At 60.0% G+C, this 18,811-nt stretch carries 21 protein-coding genes and 1 tRNA gene; 12 read left to right on the top strand and 10 right to left on the bottom strand.

The annotated features are described in order from the left end of the window. Positions 1 to 506, top strand: a 506-nt coding sequence (locus QZ329_RS11435; RefSeq protein ID WP_295752702.1) for a TOBE domain-containing protein, incomplete at its 5' end; no start/stop codon positions are given. A gap of 394 nt (positions 507 to 900) precedes the next feature. On the opposite strand, the gene QZ329_RS15635 is transcribed toward QZ329_RS11435, so the two are convergent. The 3 genes from QZ329_RS15635 to QZ329_RS11425 form a co-directional block, all read right to left on the bottom strand. Then, positions 901 to 1,479 carry a glycosyltransferase gene (locus tag QZ329_RS15635; protein WP_365351955.1) on the bottom strand — a complete coding sequence of 193 codons (579 nt, stop codon included), beginning with the start codon at positions 1,477 to 1,479 and terminating at the stop codon, positions 901 to 903. Then, entirely contained in the window at positions 1,446 to 2,360 is a 915-nt protein-coding gene (locus QZ329_RS15630; protein ID WP_365351953.1) for a glycogen/starch synthase, read from the bottom strand. Before QZ329_RS15630 ends, QZ329_RS15635 begins: the two co-directional genes overlap by 34 nt. A gap of 397 nt (positions 2,361 to 2,757) precedes the next feature. Further along, positions 2,758 to 3,609, bottom strand: a complete 852-nt coding sequence (locus QZ329_RS11425) for a DUF6076 domain-containing protein (protein WP_365351950.1) — start codon at positions 3,607 to 3,609, stop codon at positions 2,758 to 2,760. 142 nt (positions 3,610 to 3,751) lie between these two features. Here QZ329_RS11425 and QZ329_RS11420 point away from each other — a divergent pair, with 142 nt between their 5' ends. Together QZ329_RS11420 and QZ329_RS11415 are read left to right on the top strand one after the other, a co-directional pair. Further along, positions 3,752 to 4,267, top strand: coding sequence for an AAA family ATPase (locus QZ329_RS11420; protein ID WP_295752704.1), 516 nt, complete (start codon positions 3,752 to 3,754; stop codon positions 4,265 to 4,267). After that, positions 4,204 to 4,710: a tyrosine-type recombinase/integrase gene (locus tag QZ329_RS11415; RefSeq protein ID WP_295752698.1), complete on the top strand. Its 507-nt coding sequence runs from the start codon at positions 4,204 to 4,206 to the stop codon at positions 4,708 to 4,710. The genes QZ329_RS11420 and QZ329_RS11415 overlap by 64 nt, the downstream gene beginning before the upstream one ends. Positions 4,711 to 4,775: 65 nt before the next feature. Here QZ329_RS11415 and rbr read toward each other — a convergent pair whose 3' ends face one another. Then, a complete protein-coding gene (gene rbr / locus QZ329_RS11410; RefSeq protein WP_295752697.1) occupies positions 4,776 to 5,312 on the bottom strand; it encodes a rubrerythrin in 537 nt (178 codons plus the stop codon). A gap of 81 nt (positions 5,313 to 5,393) precedes the next feature. After that, positions 5,394 to 5,470 (bottom strand) — tRNA-Arg (locus QZ329_RS11405). Positions 5,471 to 5,679: 209 nt separating this feature from the next. On the opposite strand from QZ329_RS11405, the gene QZ329_RS11400 reads away from it, so the two are divergent. The 3 genes from QZ329_RS11400 (at position 5,680) to QZ329_RS11390 (ending at position 7,726) form a co-directional block, all read left to right on the top strand. Then, positions 5,680 to 6,309, top strand: coding sequence for a redox-sensing transcriptional repressor Rex (locus QZ329_RS11400; protein WP_295752695.1), 630 nt, complete (start codon positions 5,680 to 5,682; stop codon positions 6,307 to 6,309). A 22-nt stretch (positions 6,310 to 6,331) separates the two neighbouring features. Continuing rightward, positions 6,332 to 7,405, top strand: a complete 1,074-nt coding sequence (locus QZ329_RS11395; RefSeq protein ID WP_295752692.1) for an S-layer homology domain-containing protein — start codon at positions 6,332 to 6,334, stop codon at positions 7,403 to 7,405. A 123-nt stretch (positions 7,406 to 7,528) separates the two neighbouring features. Then, on the top strand, positions 7,529 to 7,726 hold the full coding sequence (locus QZ329_RS11390) for a hypothetical protein (protein WP_295752690.1): 198 nt from the start codon (positions 7,529 to 7,531) through the stop codon (positions 7,724 to 7,726). Between the two features lie 65 nt (positions 7,727 to 7,791). Here the strand turns inward: QZ329_RS11390 and QZ329_RS11385 are convergent, their stop codons facing one another. The 5 genes from QZ329_RS11385 to QZ329_RS11365 all read right to left on the bottom strand — a co-directional run bounded on the left by QZ329_RS11385 (position 7,792) and on the right by QZ329_RS11365 (position 14,103). Beyond that, a complete protein-coding gene (locus tag QZ329_RS11385; RefSeq protein WP_295752688.1) occupies positions 7,792 to 8,319 on the bottom strand; it encodes a phosphatase PAP2 family protein in 528 nt (175 codons plus the stop codon). 79 nt (positions 8,320 to 8,398) lie between these two features. After that, positions 8,399 to 10,066 carry a dihydroxy-acid dehydratase gene (gene ilvD / locus QZ329_RS11380; RefSeq protein WP_295752687.1) on the bottom strand — a complete coding sequence of 556 codons (1,668 nt, stop codon included), beginning with the start codon at positions 10,064 to 10,066 and terminating at the stop codon, positions 8,399 to 8,401. Between the two features lie 172 nt (positions 10,067 to 10,238). Next, entirely contained in the window at positions 10,239 to 11,729 is a 1,491-nt protein-coding gene (galT, locus tag QZ329_RS11375; protein WP_295752685.1) for a UDP-glucose--hexose-1-phosphate uridylyltransferase, read from the bottom strand. A 48-nt stretch (positions 11,730 to 11,777) separates the two neighbouring features. Further along, on the bottom strand, positions 11,778 to 13,067 hold the full coding sequence (locus QZ329_RS11370) for a galactokinase family protein (protein WP_295752683.1): 1,290 nt from the start codon (positions 13,065 to 13,067) through the stop codon (positions 11,778 to 11,780). 64 nt (positions 13,068 to 13,131) lie between these two features. Further along, entirely contained in the window at positions 13,132 to 14,103 is a 972-nt protein-coding gene (locus tag QZ329_RS11365) for a membrane dipeptidase (protein WP_295752680.1), read from the bottom strand. Between the two features lie 197 nt (positions 14,104 to 14,300). Here QZ329_RS11365 and pyrH point away from each other — a divergent pair, with 197 nt between their 5' ends. The 6 genes from pyrH to QZ329_RS11335 all read left to right on the top strand — a co-directional run. Continuing rightward, the gene (pyrH, locus tag QZ329_RS11360) at positions 14,301 to 15,017 is read left to right on the top strand and encodes a UMP kinase (protein WP_295752679.1); all 717 of its coding nucleotides are present in this window, start codon (positions 14,301 to 14,303) and stop codon (positions 15,015 to 15,017) included. Between the two features lie 65 nt (positions 15,018 to 15,082). Next, entirely contained in the window at positions 15,083 to 15,640 is a 558-nt protein-coding gene (gene frr, locus QZ329_RS11355) for a ribosome recycling factor (RefSeq protein ID WP_295752677.1), read from the top strand. Next, entirely contained in the window at positions 15,640 to 16,377 is a 738-nt protein-coding gene (gene uppS / locus QZ329_RS11350) for a polyprenyl diphosphate synthase (RefSeq protein ID WP_295752674.1), read from the top strand. The genes frr and uppS overlap by 1 nt, the downstream gene beginning before the upstream one ends. A 99-nt stretch (positions 16,378 to 16,476) precedes the next feature. Then, positions 16,477 to 17,274: a phosphatidate cytidylyltransferase gene (locus QZ329_RS11345; RefSeq protein ID WP_295752672.1), complete on the top strand. Its 798-nt coding sequence runs from the start codon at positions 16,477 to 16,479 to the stop codon at positions 17,272 to 17,274. An 18-nt stretch (positions 17,275 to 17,292) separates the two neighbouring features. Next, complete coding sequence (locus QZ329_RS11340) at positions 17,293 to 18,444, top strand: 1-deoxy-D-xylulose-5-phosphate reductoisomerase (protein WP_295752670.1); 1,152 nt, start codon at positions 17,293 to 17,295, stop codon at positions 18,442 to 18,444. A gap of 12 nt (positions 18,445 to 18,456) precedes the next feature. Further along, positions 18,457 to 18,811: site-2 protease family protein (locus QZ329_RS11335; RefSeq protein WP_295752668.1), on the top strand; the 355-nt coding region annotated here is incomplete at its 3' end.

The following is an 18,811-nucleotide window of genomic DNA, read 5'->3' as shown; positions in this document are numbered from 1 at the left end:
GGATCGTCATCATGAAGGACGGCTTCATCCAGCAGATCGGCACCCCCCAGGAGGTGTTCGACCACCCCGCCAATCTCTTTGTGGCCGGGTTCATCGGCATGCCCCAGATGAACTTCTTCGACGCGCAGCTGAAAAACGAGGGCGGAAAGTACTCTGTGTCCGTCGGCGGCTGCACGGTGGAGCTGTCCGGCGACAAGCAGAAGAACCTGGCGGCGAAAAAGGTATCCGCCCAGGCCATTACCCTGGGCGTCCGGCCCAGCCACATGGTGCTCTCTAAAGAGCCGGGCAACACCCTCACCGCCACTGTGGAGGTCAGCGAGATGATGGGCAGCGAGGTCCACTTCCATGCCAACGCCAACGGTAAGGACGTGGTGGTCATCGTTCCCACCATGGACACCGAGGGGCAGCACATCGATTCCTTCCACGCCGGCGACCAGCTGAATCTCACCTTCTCCGGCAGTGTGTGCCATATCTTTGACCGCGAGGGAAGAAATCTGGAATTTTAATGACGAAACGGGTGCTGTCTTTTGACAGCACCCGCTTTTTCTTCTTAGAACCCGTATTCATACCGGGGATGCCGAATGGGCGAGGATTTTTCCCGCCAGACAAGGAGCGGTTCCGCAGCTATATTGACGTATGGCAAGGGAAAGCGACGCAGTACGGCGGATAGGGGTCCCCGCGAAATCGAAGATTTCGTGGGGAGAGGACTGCGCCTGCAGGCGCGGTTCAGAGATCAACCGCCCGTAGGGCGGCTCTCAGGCCGGAGATGGAGAAATGCAGCAGAGCGGAGCTTTCGGCATAGCCGGAGGCGGAACGAGCGGAGTTTCTTCTGACGAGGACCGTCCAGACGGCGTCCGACGGTTGTGAATACAGGTTCTTAAACAAGTCCCGGCGTATTCATCAAGCCAGGCTCAGATACAAGTCTTTATATTGTTTTGCGGAGTTCTCCCAGGACAGGTCCTTCACCATATCCCACAGGATCATTTCATCCCAATACTTGCGCTGGTCAAAATAGAACGCCTTCGCCCGGTTGATGGCGTTCAGAAGCAGGCCGGCGTCGCAGCGGTCGAAGGTGAAGCCATTCCCGGAGTTGAGGCCCATGTTATAAGGCTCCACCGTATCCTTCAAACCGCCGGTTTCCCGGACGATGGGAATGGTGCCGTAGTGCATGGCGATTAGCTGCGTCAGCCCGCAGGGCTCAAATTGAGACGGGACCAACAGGGCGTCCGCTCCTGCGTAGATCCTATGCGACCGCGCTTCATCGTACATGATATTCGCGCACACACGCCCTTTATACGCACTCTCATAATACTGGAAAGCGTCCTCATATACCTGGTCTCCGCTGCCGAGCACCACAACTTGCGTATCCTCGTCCACAATTTGGGGAAGAACGGCATTGACCAAATCCAGTCCTTTCTGATTCGTCAGACGGGAAATCAGTCCGATCACAAATTTGCCGCTGTCTTGGACCAAGCCCAATTCCTCTTATTCTCCTTTTTCTTTTCCAGAACATTGGATATGCTGTAGCCGGCATGCAGGCAGGAATCGGTCTCCGGGTTCCATATATCATAGTCGATGCCGTTTACAATGCCGCGCAGTTTGCCGGAATGATACCGCAGATGGGCGTCTAAGGTCTCTCCGTAGTACGCGCTCTGAATCTCACCCGCATAGGTCTGGCTCATGGTGGTAATGACATTTGCGTAGGCCAATCCGCCTTTGAGCATATTTGCGTCGTTATAGCCCGTTTTCAAAGCGTCCTTGTTAAAGACGTAATCCGGCAGTCCGGACCAGTAGCGGATCGTGGGAATATCGTAAATTCCCTGGAAACGGAGATTGTGGATTGTCAGGATTGTCTTTGCGGAGGTCAGCTTTGTCTCAGCAAACAAAGTCCTCAGATATACCGGGATTAGGGCGGCCTGCCAGGCGTGGCAGTGGATGATATCGGGGACCCAATCCATGTAGTTCAGCGCCGCGAGAGCCGCTTTTGCAAAGTAGCAGTATTTGGGTATATCATCAATAAGATTGGTGTATGGATTTCCCCAGCTGAAAAACTCTTCGTTGTCAATGAAATCGTATACCACGCCATCCCAGACATACTCCATGATGCCCACATAATAAGACCGGCCATCGGCGCAGAGGTCCATCTGAAAAGAGCCGCGGTAAATCATTTTCTGCTGATACTCCCACGGGATGCACTTATAGCGGGGAAGGATGACTTTCACATCGCAGTTTTGCTTCACCAGCGCCTTGGGAAGCGCGTACATCACATCGCCCAGGCCGCCGGTTTTGACAAATGGGTAGCATTCCGAACCGATGAACACGACGCTTCTTCTGTGGGACCCGCCGGGCTGCTCCGGCACGGGCGCTTCCACAGGCTCAGATGCCGGAGCATTCTCCTCTGCGGCTTCCGTACGGGCTGCCTCTGGCCGTTCCTCCAGGACCGGTTTGGCAGGTCCGATCTGTGGAAGCTCTTCGATCCTGTCTTTTACCACTCTTGGAGGGTCCGCTTTTATTTCTGCCGGTGTCTGGCTCGTACTGCCTGCTTCGGTGTCTTGAAACTTGCGTTCCGCAGATGTGGATTCTAATAGGACTTTGCTTTTTTTGTCGGTTTTTGCGCTTTTCCTTTTTGCTATTTTGTATCACCCTACATTCCAATTCATTATTTCTGATGATTGCTATAGGGAGCTAAGAAAACACGAATTTATAAAAAGCGGCAAATTCTAAAATTGGATCCGCTGCTTTATAGCATTTTACAGGCTATGGATCCTTCAGCCACTCCCGATATTCCTCCAGCGTGATCTTCCCCTCTTCGCATTCCGTTTTTTTCTCTCTGGCCCTCTCGCCCCAGGCGTAGAGCGTAGCAGGAGTGACCTTTCCGGTCTTTGTCCAGGCAAACCGCTTCTTGTACTCCCGGCGGTAAACCTTGAAGATCTCATCGTCCTCCTTGCTCTGGGACCAGTGGACGAAGGCGCCGATTTCCTTGCAGACGCGGCCCTTCTCATCTGTGGTGACGTCGCGGTACTCGGCGGTGCCCCTGCCCTTGACGGCGAAGTAGAGGCCGCAGTTTTTGCACACGCGCATCCGCTGCTCCCGCTGGACGCACTCCCGGAGGAAGCAGTCGGTCAGATCATAGATGGTTTTAGGATAGAGGACTTCCGTAAAGGTACGGGAGTCTGCCGGCTCGAATCGCAGCGGCAGGGTACGGAACTGAAACGTGTTCAGGGTATCAGACCCTGCTTGGCTGTAGTAACTCGCCATCAGTGTTTGGACAGAGGACTTTTTCCCCAGATCAATGTCCAGCACATTCTGAAAGAGCCGCTGGATCTGTTTCTGCATGGTGTCAATAGTGCTGGGGATGTGCGTCAGCTCTTTTTCGGGCAGCAGATCAATCAATGCGGAGTTATCCAAGTTTGCTGCCTGTTCAAAACGTTCCATCCAGTCCAGGCGGAGCTGCTGGAAATAGATGTGAGCCTCCGCCAGCTCGTCCAATCCGGCGAGGACAATGCCGGCATCCTGTGGCGCTTTCGTCTGATAGAACCGTAAGAGTGCGTTCCCCATATCCTTAATCAGAGGTTCGTATCTCCAAATGTCCAGACGCAGCAGCTTCAAAAGACTTTCCGAAAACGGGAAGTCTTTTTTTTCCAGCGGTGAGTCAGGACCATAACAAAAATACTCTCTGCAGTTGGAGATGTAGGTTTTGAATGTATAGCGGTTCATTTCATACCCTGCAAAATAGGCTGTCAATAAATTGGTGGTGGACACGCTGATCTCCCAGGGCCTGCACATCCTCGCCGGATTCCCGAAGGTCGGGAAGTCCTGGCTGGCGTTGTGGCTGGCGGTGACCGTTGCCAAAGGCGAACCCGTCTGGGGAATGCAGGTGGAGCAGGGGACCACGCTGTACCTCTGCCTGGAGGACTCCCATCTCCGTATCCAGAATCGGCTGTTTGATGTGACGGAGGACGCGCCGCCTAATGTCCACTTCTGTATGGAGAGCCAGATCCTGGGGGACGGGCTGGCAGAGCTCCGCCCTAAGAATTTCCGGGATATCTACACCGAACTGCGGAAGCAGATCAGTCAGAATACGGGAGAGCCGCTCTCCGAGTACACGGTAGAGGGAGTCCACGCGTGCCTGTGCGGGATCCTCTCCGATGCGATGGAGAGCGGCTTTATCAATCACAATCCGGCGTGGCTGACGAAGCGACTGTGCAGAAGATCATCGCGGCGCTGGAGAACGAGAGCCTCAAGTACGAGACCCATTACAAGCTGATTATTGCCACTTACAAGCTGATTATTGCCACCGGAATGCGGCGGGGCGAGTGCTGCGGCCTGAAGTGGTCCGATATTGACTGCGAGAAAAGCAGCATTCACATTCAGCGGAATGTGGTGAAGATCACCGGAGAGGACATCATCGTCAAGGACACCAAGACCGCGTCAGGGGACAGGTACGTCTACTTTTCGCTGGAGACTCCTTGTGTTGAAGAACAGGCGGAAATGGTCTGGCTGCACCGGAGACTGGAAAAGAGGCTGGGCCGGAAACGGCGGCGAGAGTTGCTGGAGTTGGTAGATGCAGAGGCAAGACTGCAAGACGACCTGCCCCTGACCAGCTTCATAGCCGGATTGCGTCTGGCTTGTGGAATCACTCATGAGCTGGGGTTAGAACCGCCCGACTCCTTCCGCCAGGAGGAGGAACAGCAAATCAGAGGGGTATAGGGGAGGATCATCCTTGGATAGACAAGCGGCATGGAGCAACGCTCCATGCCGTCGTTTGTATGTACTCAATAATTCTCTGCGTGAATCTCGAAGTAAGCCTGGGGATGGGCGCAGACGGGGCAAACATCGGGGGCCTTTTCACCCACCACGATGTGCCCGCAGTTCCGGCATTCCCAGACCTTGACCTCGCTCTTCTTAAAGACTTCCTGGGCCTCTACATTGCGGAGCAGAGCCCGGTACCGCTCCTCGTGGTGCTTCTCGATCTCGCCAACCATACGGAATTTTGCAGCCAGCTCGGGGAAGCCCTCCGCCTCTGCGGTCTCGGCAAACCCGGCGTACATATCCGTCCACTCGTAGTTCTCCCCGTCGGCGGCGGCTCCCAGGTTCTCAGCAGTGGACCCGATGCCCGCCAGTTCCTTGAACCACATTTTGGCGTGTTCCTTCTCGTTGTCTGCGGTTTTCAGAAACAGGGCGGCAATCTGCTCGAAGCCCTCTTTCTTGGCCTTGGATGCAAAATAGGTGTACTTGTTCCGGGCCTGGGACTCCCCGGCAAAAGCGGCCTGCAGGTTTTTCTCTGTCTGGGTTCCGGCGTATTTGGACATGATGAATTCCTCCTTTTCAAATTTACAAAATGAATGCGAAAAGTTACAAAAAAGCTCTAAAAACTGCGTTTTTAGAGCTTTTGGTACGCCCGACTGGATTCGAACCAGCGGCCTTCAGAGTCGGAGTCTGACGCGCTATCCAACTGCGCCACGGGCGCATACCGAACAATATGAAATTATCTGCAAATTGGAACAAAAGCGGCTTCCTTACATGTCCTACGTAGTATAGCAGAATTTTCCCTTTCTGTAAAGTGTTTTTTAAAAAAATTTTGCAGAAAAAGATTGTTAAAAAAATTGACAAGTTGGTGGATTTAGGCTAAACTAGGAATTGAAAATAATTTAACAAGAGCCAGGGGGAGTGAGCGTTTTGAAAAAGGATAATGTCTCGGATGCCGTGATCCGGCGGCTGCCTCGCTATTACCGGCAATTGACAGAGCTTTGCGCCAAGGGCGTGGTGCGCATTTCTTCCCATTCCCTGGGACAGGAGATGAACATCACCGCTTCCCAAATCCGCCAGGATTTGAGCTGCTTCGGCGAATTCGGCCAGCAGGGCTATGGCTATAATGTGGAGGAACTGCACACGGAAATCGGCCGCATTTTAGGGGTGGACAACCACCATCATCTGGTTATGATTGGCGTGGGCAATTTGGGCCACGCGCTGCTGCAAAACTTCCCCTTCACACAGACGGGCTTTACCGTGGACGCCGCTTTTGACATTTCCCCTGCCGTGACCGGAACCAAGGTGAACGGGGTTCCCATCTATTCTATGGACGAGGTGGACGCCTATATCAAGTGCCATACTGTGGATGTGGTGGTGCTGACGATTCCGCAGTCCATCGCCCAGGAGACGGCGGACCGCCTGATTGCCCTGGGGGTTCGGGGCTTTTGGAATTTTACCAATGTGGAGCTGACCTGCGGCGAACCGGATGTGAAAATTGAGAACATCCATTTTGCGGACAGCCTCTTGACTTTGAGCTACCGGATCGCCAATCGCTGACCTGGAGAAAGGAATCGCTCTCATGCGGAAAAAGACCTTGTTTCTGCTCCCGCTGTGTATACTGGCCGCCGCTGCCGTCTGGGCCGCCGCCGCAGGCGACGCGGCGGACCCGCTGGCCTCGCTGTCCTATCTCACCGGCGCGTTTACCAGCAAGGTGGATGCCGCTGTGGACGCCCGTCTGGACGCCGCGCTTTCAGGGCAGAGCGGCGAACCCGCCGCGCCTGCCTCCGCCGCCTCCTGGACGGAGGTCCGGCTGAAGCAGGAGGACCTTTTGCAGGCCGCTGCGGGAGACAGCGTGCTGCTGCTGGCGGGAAGCGCCCGGGTGGACTATATCGCCGGAGCGGTGGTGGATGTGACCACGGGAAACGTGCTGCCCAGCGGAGAGAGCCTGGCGGCAAGACATCGCTATCTGGTGGCGGAGGACACCGCCGCCAGTTTTACCGTTACCAGCAAGACGGCCGTGGTGGACTGGCAGGGGGCATGCACGTTTCACTATTCCACCGCCACCGATTACAATGCCATGGCGTCCGCGCTGAAAGCCATGCACCTCTTCCAGGGCAGCTTTACCGGCTACGGCCAGGGCTTTGACCTGGAGGTAGCCCCTACCCGGCTCCAGGCGCTGATTATGTTCATTCGGGTCTTGGGGGAGGAGAGCGAGGCGCTGGCCTGGAATGGGACGTGTCCCTTTGGCGATGTGCAGCCGGGCAGCAGCGGGGCCAAGTATGTGGGTTATGCCTATGAACGGGGATATACCAACGGATACAGCGCCACAGAGTTTCGGCCCTCGGCCTCTGTGAATGCCCGGCAGTATACAGAGTTTGTTCTTCGGGCGCTGGGATACAGCTCCGCTGCCAACACGGATTTGTCCGATACGCTGGCCCGGGCGCAAAATGCCGGCGTACTGACAGAAGGGGAGGCGGCTATGCTCCAGAGCGATCCCTTCCTCCGGGCGGAGCTGGTGTACATCTCCTATTACGCGCTGGAGGCGCAGGTTTCCGGTACGGGCCGGACCTTGGGAGAGACGCTGATGGACAAGGGTGTTTTCACCCAATGGGAACGAGATACCGCGCCGCCGGTGGTCAATTGGCGGCTGTGAAAAGGAGGCCGCCTGCGGGAAAGCCCTGCGGGCGGCTTTTCTTTGTCACCCGCTTCTGCCAGGCGCATATGATGAACTGAGACCGCTCCGATTCGGTCTACATCTCTCAGGAGGTTTCAACTTATGTGCAATAATGGCTTTGGCGGCGGCAACTGCTGCTGGATCATCATCCTGCTGATCATCGTCTGGTGCTGCTGCGGCAACAACAACAGCTGGGGCGGCAACAGCTGCGGCTGCGGCTGCAACTGCAATTGCAACTGCGGCGGCTGCAACTGCGGCGGCTGCAACAACAACTGCTGCAACCCCGCTCCCTGCTGCTGAACCGTACTTTTCACGAAGGCTGGCGCAATGAACAACCCCGGACCCAACAGGGTCCGGGGTTTCCTTTAGTCTTGGGAGTTCGCAAGAGTGGTTTCCGCCGCTCTGGCCCCCGCCCAGCCTACGGCGGCCCCCAGGAGGATGCCCCCCACGATGTCGGTGGGCCAGTGGACATAGAGATACAGACGGGAGAACGCGATTGCCGCCGCCAGAACCAGCGCCGGCCGCCACAGAGGGCTCCCCGAGGCCCGCAGGGCGAAAACCACGGCAAAGGCCGCCGCCGTATGGCCGGAGGGGAAAGAGGCGTCTCCTGGGGGAGGGACCAGAAGGGGAAGGTTCGGCCGGAAGACAAAGGGCCGGGTTCGGCCGATGAGAGGCTTTAACAGCATGTTGCAGAATACCAGGTCCAGAACCAGAGCACAGGCGGCGGCGATGCCATGTTTCCTCTGCCGGCGGAGGAGGAGCAGGAGCGCGGCAAGAAAAATCCAGAGCTCGCCGTGGTTGCTCAAGCCGCTGAGGAAGGGCATCAGCCAGTCGAGAGGGCCGCACCGCAGGTTCTGGATGCCGTCCAGAAGGGCCAGTTCCGCGTTTTGCACAGGAGATTCCCCCTTTCGAAAAAGGGCCGCAGTCTGGGCGTCCGCAGCCCTGGAAAATCGTATGGAGGAGCTGCCGGGATTATTCCAGCACCGCGCCCCGGGCGGCGCTGGTGACCAGCTTGGCGTACCGGGCGGCGTAGCCGGTCTTGATCTTGGGTTCCGGACAGACCCACTTGGCCTTCCGCTCCGCCAGAGTCGCTTCGTCTACCTCCAGGGAGATGGAGCATTTGGTGATGTCAATGGCGATGGTATCTCCATCCTCCACAAAGGCGATGGGACCGCCCCGGGCGGCTTCCGGGCAGACGTGGCCGATGGAGGCGCCTCGGGTGGCGCCGGAGAAGCGGCCGTCGGTGATGAGGGCAACGTCCTTGTCCAGGCCCATGCCCGCGATGGCGGAGGTGGGATTCAGCATTTCCCGCATCCCCGGACCGCCCTTCGGGCCCTCATAGCGGATGACCACCACATCCCCGGCCTGGATTTTCCCGGCGTAGATGGCGGAAATAGCGTCTTCCTCGCAGTCAAAGACCCGGGCGGGGCCGGTGTGGGTCATCATCTCAGGGGCCACGGCGGAGCGCTTCACCACGCAGCCCTCCGGGGCCAGATTGCCCTTCAGCACGGCGATGCCGCCGTCCTGGGAGTAGGGGTTCTCTATGGGGCGGATCAGCTCCGGGTTCCGGTTTTCCACGCCCTCCAGATTCCCGGCGACGGTTCGTCCGGTGCAGGTCAGCAGGGAGGTGTCCAGAAGGTTCCGTTTTGTCAGCTCCTTCATGACGGCGTAGACGCCGCCCGCGCCCTCCAGGTCCTCCATATAGGTGTCCCCGGCGGGGGCCAGATGGCAGAGGTTGGGGGTTTTGGAGGAGATTTCATTGGACATGTCCAAATCCAGTTCGATGCCGCACTCGTGGGCGATGGCGGGGAGGTGGAGCATGGTATTGGTGGAGCAGCCCAGGGCCATGTCCACAGTTTCGGCGTTGTGGAAGGCTGCGGCAGTCATGATGTCCCGGGGACGGATGTTCTTCTCTACCAGTTCCATGATCTTCATACCCGTGTGCTTGGCCAGGCGCAGCCGGGCAGACCAGACGGCGGGGATGGTGCCGTTGCCCCGGAGGGCCATGCCAATGGCCTCGGTAAGGCAGTTCATGGAGTTGGCGGTGTACATGCCGGAGCAGGAGCCGCAGGTGGGGCAGGCGTTGTTCTCATAGTCCTCCACCCCGGCTTCGTCCAGCTTCCCGGCGTAGTAGCTGCCCACGGCCTCGAACATGTGGCTCAGGCAGGTGCGGCGTCCGTCCTGGAGGCGGCCCGCCAGCATGGGACCGCCGGAGCAGAAGATGGCGGGGATGTTCAGCCGGGCGGCGGCCATGAGAAGGCCGGGGACATTCTTGTCGCAGTTGGGGATCATCACCAGCCCGTCAAACTGGTGGGCGATGGCCATGGCCTCGGTGGAGTCGGCGATGAGGTCCCGGGTGATGAGGGAGTACTTCATGCCCACGTGGCCCATGGCGATGCCGTCGCAAACGGCGATGGCGGGGAATTCCACGGGGGTGCCTCCCGCAGAGCGGATGCCCGCTTTGACGGCTTCGGCAATCTTGTCCAGATTCATGTGCCCAGGGACGATTTCGTTATAGGAGCAGACCACGCCGATCAGCGGGCGCTCCAATTCCTCCTTGGTGTAGCCCAGAGCGTAAAAGAGAGAGCGGTTCGGGGCCCGTTCCACGCCCTGGGTGACATTGCGGCTTTGTTCTTTCATGGCTGTGCCTCCTATGTGTCCGGGGGATTGGCCCGGCAGAAATCGAAATGGGGAAACGCTGCTTACGGCTTTAAATAGTAATATAAAACTCCACGGATGTCAAGACGCCTGGGCACGGCAAAGCTCCCGCCGGCTCTGCCGGCGGGAGCTTTAACAGGTATGCTGTCCGGAATCAGACCGTCTCCAGGAAGCGGAGGAAAGCGTTCCTGCCCGCCTCTGTCCGCTTATAGACCCCGGCGTGCTCCAGGACCTGGGCAAAGACCAGGCCGGTTTCTTGCTGCACGATTTCCAGGGCGTTCTCCGCCGTGATGGTGTGGCGGGGGGCGAAGGCCTCCGCCCAGTCGGCGTGCTTTGCGGTCTTCTCACCGGCCCGGAGGTCCTTGCCGCGGGCCAGGCAGTCCGCCACCGCCGCCAGCTCCTCTTTCAGCCGGGCGGGGAGGACGGCCAGGCCCATGACCTCGATGAGGCCGATGTTCTCCTTTTTAATATGGTGCAGCTCATCGTGGGGGTGGTATAGGCCGAGGGGATACTGCTCCGTGGTCAGGTTGTTCCGCAGAACCAGGTCCAATTCGTACTTCTCCCCCCGCCGCCGGGCGATGGGGGTGATGGTGTTGTGGGGCACGCCGTCCGTCTCGGCGAGGATTACCGCCGCCTCATCGGTGTAGCCCCGCCATTTGCCCAGAATGTTGTCGGCGAGGTCTATCAGCCGCTCCGGGCCTTCAGAGGAGATGCGGACCACGGACATGGGCCACTTCACAATGCCCGCCTCCACATCCTCAAAGCCGGGAAAGGTGAAAGACGTCTCCACCGGGGCCCTCTCCATGGCGAAGGTGTACCGCCCGCCCTGGAAATGGTCATGGGCCAGGATGGAGCCGCCCACGATGGGCAGGTCCGCGTTGGAACCCACGAAGTAGTGGGGGAACTGCCGCACAAAGTCCAGGAGCTTGCCGAAGCACGCCCGGTCGATCTTCATGGGGGTGTGTTCCCGGTTCAGGCAGATGCAGTGTTCGTTGTAGTACACATAAGGGGAGTACTGCAAAAACCAGGGAGAGCCGTTGATGGTGATGGGGACAACCCGGTGGTTCTGTCTCGCGGGGTGGTTCACCCGGCCGGCGTAGCCCTCGTTGGAGGCGCAGAGCTGGCAGCGGGGATAGTCGGAGGCGGGGAGGTCCCGGGCGGCGGCGATGGCTTTGGGGTCCTTCTCCGGCTTGGAGAGGTTGATGGTGATGTCCAGCTCCCCGTACTCCGTGGGGGCCTTCCACTGCATGTCTTTGGCGATGCGGTCCCGGCGGATGTAGTTGGTGTCCTGGCTGAATTGGTAATACCAGTCCGTGGCGGCCTTGGGGTCCTGGGCGCGGAGCGCCTGGAATTTCGCAATTACCTGAGCGGGGCGGGGCGTCAGGCGGCCCATCAGCTCCGTGTCGAAGAGGTCCCGGAAGACCACGGAATTTTCCGTCAGTACGCCTCTTGCGTAGGCGTCGTCCAGCAGTTCCTCCAGCACAGGGGCCAGCGCAATCGCGCCCCACTCCTGTCCGGGGTCCGTGTAGCTGTCGATGCGCAGCGTGTCCAGAATGGAGTTGACGGCCCAGATGTACTCGCTCTCCGCAATCAACCCTGTCCGCAGCGCGTAAGTGGCCAGCTTGGATACGGCTTCGTTGACCATAATGATCGTTCCTCTTTCTGAAAGACTTTTATAAAGCATATACAGCGCTCAGGAAACCAAGACGCAGCCGCCCTGTGGACGGATGCGGAGGACGTGGCACATGCCGGGGCCCAGGAGGGCCTCCATGCCGGAGCGGAATGCGTCCAGCTTGTCCATGGGGACAAACGCCTGAATAGTACCGGCAAAGCCGCCGCCGTGGACGCGGATGGCCCCGGTTCCCTCCAGCAGTTCCCGGCCAAAGGCCAGGGCCACGGGGATGGCCTGCTGCCGGGGGTCCGCCGTGGACCAGGTGTTCTGGAGGTGCAGGGAGGAGGACATGCCGGAGACGTTCACCAGGGCCAGGAAGGCCGCAAAATCCTCCCGGGCCAGGGCCTCCGCCTCCTGGACGGCCCGGCGGTCGTCGTCGTAGAAATGGAGGGCCCGGAGGACGGCCCGGTCGCCGCATTCCCGCCGCAGGGCGGGGATAGCCGCCCGGAAGTCCGCTTCGGGAACCTCCCGAAGGAGCTGTTTGCTGAAATGGACCGCCACGGAGCGCATTTCCCGGGTAATGTCGGAGTAATCCTCTGTCAGGTGCTTGGCGCTGTGGTCGGAGCCGGTGTCCACAATGCACAGCGCGTGGCCGGAACGGGCGAAGTCGTAGGCGATGGGCCGGACCACCGGATTGGCGGGGTCGCCGAAATCGATGGCTACCGCGCCGCCTACGGAGGAGCCCATCTGATCCATCAGACCGCTGAGCTTGCCGAAGTGGACATTCTCGGCGTACTGGCCGATTTTCGCCAGCTCGACGGGGTCCAGCTTCCCGCCGCAGAAGAAGTGGTTGAGGATGTTGCCGATGAGAATTTCGTAGGCGGCGGAGGAGCTGAGGCCGGAGCCGGAGAGGACGTTGGACACGGCGCAGGCGTCAAAGCCGCCGATTTGATAACCCCGCTGTACGATTCCGGCGGCCACGCCCCGGACCAGGGCGGCAGAGGAGTTGGCCTCCTCTGGCCTGGGGCTGAGGTCGGTCAAATCCACCTCCAGGGTGGGATATCCCTCGGACTGGACCCGGATGACGTTTCGTCCGTTGGGGGCGGCGCAGGCCAACATATCCATATCCACGCTGGCGCAGAGGACGTGGCCCCTTTGATGGTCCGTGTGGTTGCCCCCCAGTTCGGTGCGGCCGGGGCCGCTGAAGAGGGCGGTGCCGCCCTTGGGGGCGAAGGCGTCCGCCAGGGCCTGTGTGACATGAAGGGCCCGGGCCCGGGCCTGGGTCAGCCCTTCGGCGGTATAGACAGCGGCGAGAGGCGCGTCGTACTTGCCGTTCTCCAGCGCCTGGAGCAGTTGGTTGCAGGAACACATAGTAGCTCTGCCTCCTTTCATTTTCCGTGTCCAGTATAGTGAATCCGGAAGGAAAATTCAATGCTTACTTTTTCGCTTTGTCCAAAATCCGCAAAAAATTTCCCCGGGCAATCTGCTCCCGCTCCGCCGCGGTCATTCCCAGGCGCTCCAGCCAATCGAACAGGCGGGACGTCTGTCCGCAGTCCTCCAGTCCTGCGGCGGCGTCGTTGCCGGGCCCCATGAACTCGCAGAAGTCAAACCCGCAGGCCACATGTTCCACGCCCATAACCTCCGCCATGTGGGCGGCGTGGAGGGCCAGGGTCTTCGCCGTCTGCTTCGCGGGGTCCTCGTGGACAAACTTATGGTGAACGTTCAGCCCCACTACGCCTCCGCTGTCCCGGATGGCCCGGAGCTGTTCGTCGGTAAGGTTCCGCGGGTGGGGGCAGAGAGCGCGGCAGTTGGAATGAGAGGCAAGAACGGGCCCCCGAGCCAGACGGATCACGTCCCGGAAGCCTCCGTCGTTCAAATGGGAGAGATCGGCCAGCATCCCCAGATCCTCCATCCGGCGAAGGGCCTGGCGGCCCAGGCCGGTCAGTCCCTTGGCGGGGTCCTGGGCGGCCCCGGCGGCAAAGCGGTTCTCCTCGTTCCAGGTCAGCATGCCCAGCCGGAGGCCCAGCGCGGCCAGGGGCTCCAGGTCCTCCGGCCCCTCCAGGCCCTCCATGCCCTCGAGCCCCAGAAAGGCGTAGATTTTTCCCTGTGCCTTGGCGGCTTCGGCCTCCCCGGGGGTGCGGACCACCGCCAGCCAGGGGCACTCGGCAAACTCCGCCTGGGCACAGGAGAGCATGATCTCCAGCCTGTAGGCGGCGCGTTCTTTGCCGGGAACCCCCTCCCAAAAGGTCTGTCCGCCGCCCAGGCCGTACCAGAAGGACAGCACCAGCCCTTCGATACCGCCCCGGCGGAGGCGGTCCAGGTGGCGGCGCTCCAAGACGCGGGTTTCCCCCGCCAGACGGCGGCGGGTAACGTCGTAAAGCAGGTCGGAATGTCCGTCAAAAACCATGGCAAAGCTCCTTTCAGGCCGGCAGGAAAGGCCGGCGCGCCTTATTGTATGCCATGGGAACAGGGAATAGCAAGCCTGTTTTCCACTTTTTTCGGAAAATCTCGTCTACCCCCTATGCAAAACCGGAAAAATACGTTAAAATAGAATTGCTGTAAAATCCCAGAAGAACGGCATATTCCGAAAAGGGAGGTCACGCTATGGCGAAACCGGTATACCGGCGGGTGCTGCTGAAAATCAGCGGCGAGGCCCTGGCCGGGGACAAACACAACGGATTGAATTTCGAGGTGATCGGTCAGGTCTGCGACGTGGTGAAGCAGTGCCTGGATATGGGCGTGCAGATCGGCCTGGTAGTGGGCGGAGGCAACTTCTGGCGGGGCGCCAAGGACGGCGGAGGACGCATGGAGCGGACCAGAGCCGACCATATGGGAATGCTGGCCACCGTGATGAACTGCCTGGCCGTCGCCGATGTGTGCGAGCAGAAGGGCATCCCCGTCCGGGTTCAGACGGCGATCGAGATGCGCCCCATCGCGGAGCCGTACATTCGCTCCCGGGCCATCCGGCACCTGGAGAAGGGGAGAGTGGTCATCTTTGGCTGCGGCACCGGAAACCCCTTCTTCTCCACGGATACCGCCGCCGTCCTTCGGGCCGCCGAGATCGGCGCGGAGGTGATTCTGCTGGCGAAGAACGTGGACGGCGTCTATTCCGCCGACCCGGCGAAGGACCCCAACGCCGTGAAGTACGATGCCATCAGCTATAACGATGTGCTGGCCCAGCATCTGATGGTCATGGATTCCACCGCCACCTCTCTCTCCATGGACAACCACATTCCTGTTCTGCTCTTTGCGCTGAAGGACCCCCAGAACATCGTGCGGGTCCTCTGCGGCGAAAAGGTGGGAACAATTGTAAGGGAATAAGCGCGAAATCCGGCGGCAGGCCGGGTACGTATGATCAGGAACGATTTGAAAGGAGCGTCTCTATTATGTTGAAGGACGAATATAAGGTATATGAGGACAAGATGAAGAAGAGCATCGACTCTGTGGCGGCGGACTTCGCCTCCGTTCGGGCGGGCCGGGCCAACGCCGCCGTGCTGGACCGGATCATGGTGGACTATTACGGCAGTCCCACCCCCATTCAGCAGATCGCCTCCATCTCCTCTCCCGACCCCAGGACGCTGCTGATCTCCCCCTGGGACGGTTCCGCTTTGAAGCTCATTGAAAAGGCCATTCAGAACTCGGACCTGGGCATCAATCCCCAGAACGACGGCAAGGCCATCCGTCTGGCCTTCCCCCAGCTGACGGAGGAGCGCCGGAAGGAGCTGGTGAAGCAGATCCGCAAGTACGCCGAAAGCGGCAAGGTGGCCATCCGGAACATCCGGCGGGACGCCATGGACAACTTCAAGAAGCAGGAGAAGAAGTCCGAGATCACTGAGGACGAGCTGAAGCAGGTGGAAAAGGATTTCCAGAAGCTGACGGACGAGAGCTGCAAGAAGCTGGATGATCTGCTTGCCAAGAAGGAAAAGGAATTGATGGCGGTCTGATGACGGGAACAGAGAAGGAAGCGGGGCGGCTTACGCCGCCCCGTCATATTGCGATTATCATGGACGGCAACGGCCGCTGGGCGAAGAAGCGGGGCCTGCCCCGGACGGCGGGCCACAAGGCCGGAGCGGAGACCTTCCGGAAAATCGCCACGTACTGCAAGAACACCGGCGTGAAGTACCTGACGGTTTACGCCTTCTCCACGGAGAACTGGAAGCGCTCCGAGACGGAGGTTGCCGCCATCATGGCGCTTTTAAAGAAGTATCTCCTGGAGGCGGTGGACACCATGGAGCGGGATCACATCCGCCTCCACTTCTTTGGGGACATGGCCCCCATCGCCCCGGAGCTGCGGGCTCTGGCGAAGGAGACCGACGAGATTACGGAGCACCTCTCCAAGGACGATTTCCAAGCCAACGTGTGCTTGAACTACGGCGGGCGGGATGAGATTGTCCGGGCGGCGCGGCAGTTCGCGGAGGACTGCGCCGCCGGGATACGGAAGCCGCATGATTTGGATGAGGCGGGGTTTTCGGACTATCTGGACTCCCGGGGCATCCCGGACCCGGAGCTCATCATCCGCCCCAGCGGAGAGCTGCGGCTGAGCAACTTTTTGCTGTGGCAGTGCGCTTATGCGGAGTTTTACTACACGGACACCCTCTGGCCGGACTTCGACGAGGCGGAGCTGGACCGGGCCATCGCGGCCTATCACAGCCGGGACCGCCGCTTTGGCGGGGCGAAATAAAGTTTTTGGTCCGGCTTTTTTCAAAAAGCTGGCGGGGTGCAGGGGCAGGGCCCCTGCGGAGGCCGCGAAGCGAGCGGCACATAAAGGATGTGGGATTTCATGAAATCGAGAATCTTGGTGGCCGTAGTGGGTATTCCAGCGCTGCTGTACGTAGTGCTGGCCGCGCCCTCTATTGTGATGATGACCGCGCTGTGCATCCTGGCGGGCGTCGGGGCAATGGAATTGCAGCAATGCGTCGGCGGAGTGAAGCGGAGCGAACTGGTGAGCATGAGCACGATGACCGCCGCAGTAACGGTTGGGTGGCTCTATGACCGCAGTCATCATCTGGCCGTCATCATCATGCTGGCAGTTCTGCTGTTTTTTTTCCATGCCATTCAAAAGGGCGGCGAGGTGAAATTCCAACAGATCATGGCAGGACTGGGAGGCGGCATTTTCATCGGCTGGTCCTTCGCGTCCTTCCTCCGGCTGGAGGCCTCCGGCATTCATAGGGCCTATCTTCTCCTGCCCTTTATCCTCAGCTTCGCCTGCGACACCTTCGCGTTTTTCGCCGGGCTTACCCTGGGCAAGCACAAGCTGGCCCCCAAGGTCAGCCCGAAAAAGACCGTCGAGGGCTCCGTCGGGGGACTGGCGGGAAACGTGGTTTGCGGCCTTTTGTTTGTGTGGGCTATGGAGCGCTTTTTCGGCGGCTCCGCCATCGGGTACGGAACCATGGCCCTGCTGGCCCTCCTCTGCGGCGTGGTGGCCCAGATCGGAGACCTGAGCTTTTCCCTCATCAAACGGGAATTTGGCATCAAAGACTATGGACATCTCTTCCTGGCCCACGGCGGCGTGCTGGACCGGTTTGACAGCGTGCTGTTCGCGGCTCCGGTGATTGAGATTATTTTCAGCTTTCTGTAATAGAATAGAGATGAGACGATGACAAAGACGATTTCGATCCTGGGTTCCACCGGCTCCATCGGCCGGCAGACCCTGGAGGTGGCGGAGCAGCTGGGGCTGACCGTGGCCGCCATCACCGCCCACCGCAGCGTGAAGCTGGCGGAGGAGCAGGCCCGGAAGTTTCAGCCCCGACAGGTCATCATGACCGACGAGGCGGCGGCAAGGGACCTGAAGGTCCGGCTGGCGGACACGAAGACCCGGGTTCACGGCGGCACCGCCGCCCTCTCCACGGCGGCGACGCTGCCGGGGGTGGATACGGTGGTGACCGCTGTGGTGGGCATGGTGGGCCTCAAGCCCACCCTGGCCGCCATTCGGGAGGGCAAGCGCATTGCCCTGGCCAACAAGGAGACGCTGGTCTGCGCCGGGGAGCTGGTGATGGACGCGGCGGAGAGCAGCGGCGCGGAGATCATCCCTGTGGATTCGGAGCACTCCGCCATTTTCCAGTGCGTGCAGGGCTGCGTGGACCGGGGGGAGATCCGGCAGGTGATCCTGACCTGTTCCGGCGGGCCCTTTTATGGCAAGACGGCGGCGGAGGTGAACCAGGAGACCCCGGCGGACGCCTTGCAGCACCCCAACTGGAGGATGGGCCCCAAGATTACCGTGGACTGCGCCACGCTGATGAACAAGGGGCTGGAGGTCATTGAGGCCATGCGGCTCTACCGCCTGCCTCTGGAGCGGGTGAACGTGGTGATCCACCGGCAGAGCGTGGTCCACTCCCTGGTGGAGTTTCGGGACGGGGCGCTGCTGGCCCAGCTGGGGACGCCGGACATGCGCCTGCCCATCCGCTACGCCATGACCTATCCCTGCCGGGCGGAGACCTGGTCGGAACCTCTGAACCTTTTGACCTGTCCGCCGCTGACCTTCTCCGAGCCGGACCGGCGGACCTTTCCCTGCCTGCGTCTGGCGGAGGTGGCCGCCGCCAAGGGCGGCACCGCCTGCACTGTGCTGAACGCCGCCAACGAGGAGGCGGTCCGGCTGTTCCTGGCGGAGAAAATTGGCTTTCACCAGATTTTCGAGCTGACCGCCGGGGCCATGACGGAGCTGCCGGTGATCCGCAAGCCGTCCCTGAAGGAGATTCTGGAGGCGGACGCGGCGGCCCGGCAGACGGTGCTGAAAAACTTTTCTAAGTGAGGAGCGCGTTTCATGAGTTTTGTGTTTGTCCTGGCGGCAATCTTCATTTTCGGTTTCCTGGTGGCGGTTCATGAGTTGGGTCATTTTCTGGCAGCCAAGCTCTGCGGCGTCCGGGTCAGTGAATTTTCCGTCGGCATGGGGCCGCTGCTGTGGCACAAAGAGACGGAGGAAACTCAGTATTCCCTCCGCCTTCTGCCCATTGGGGGCTTCTGCGCTTTGGGAGAGGATGATGAAGACACCGGGGACGAGCGCTCCTTCGCCCATCAGGGCTTTTGGAAGAAGCTGGTCATTCTGGCCGCCGGGTCCTTCATGAATCTGCCGGCCGGGGTGGCGGTGTCCCACGCCAGCGAGGTCGTGGAGATGTGCG

This window comes from uncultured Oscillibacter sp. (genome assembly GCF_910579365.1).
GTDB lineage: Bacteria > Bacillota > Clostridia > Oscillospirales > Oscillospiraceae > Oscillibacter.
The sequence above is the reverse complement of the archived record's forward strand: the minus strand, read 5'-3'. Positions and strand labels throughout refer to the sequence as shown.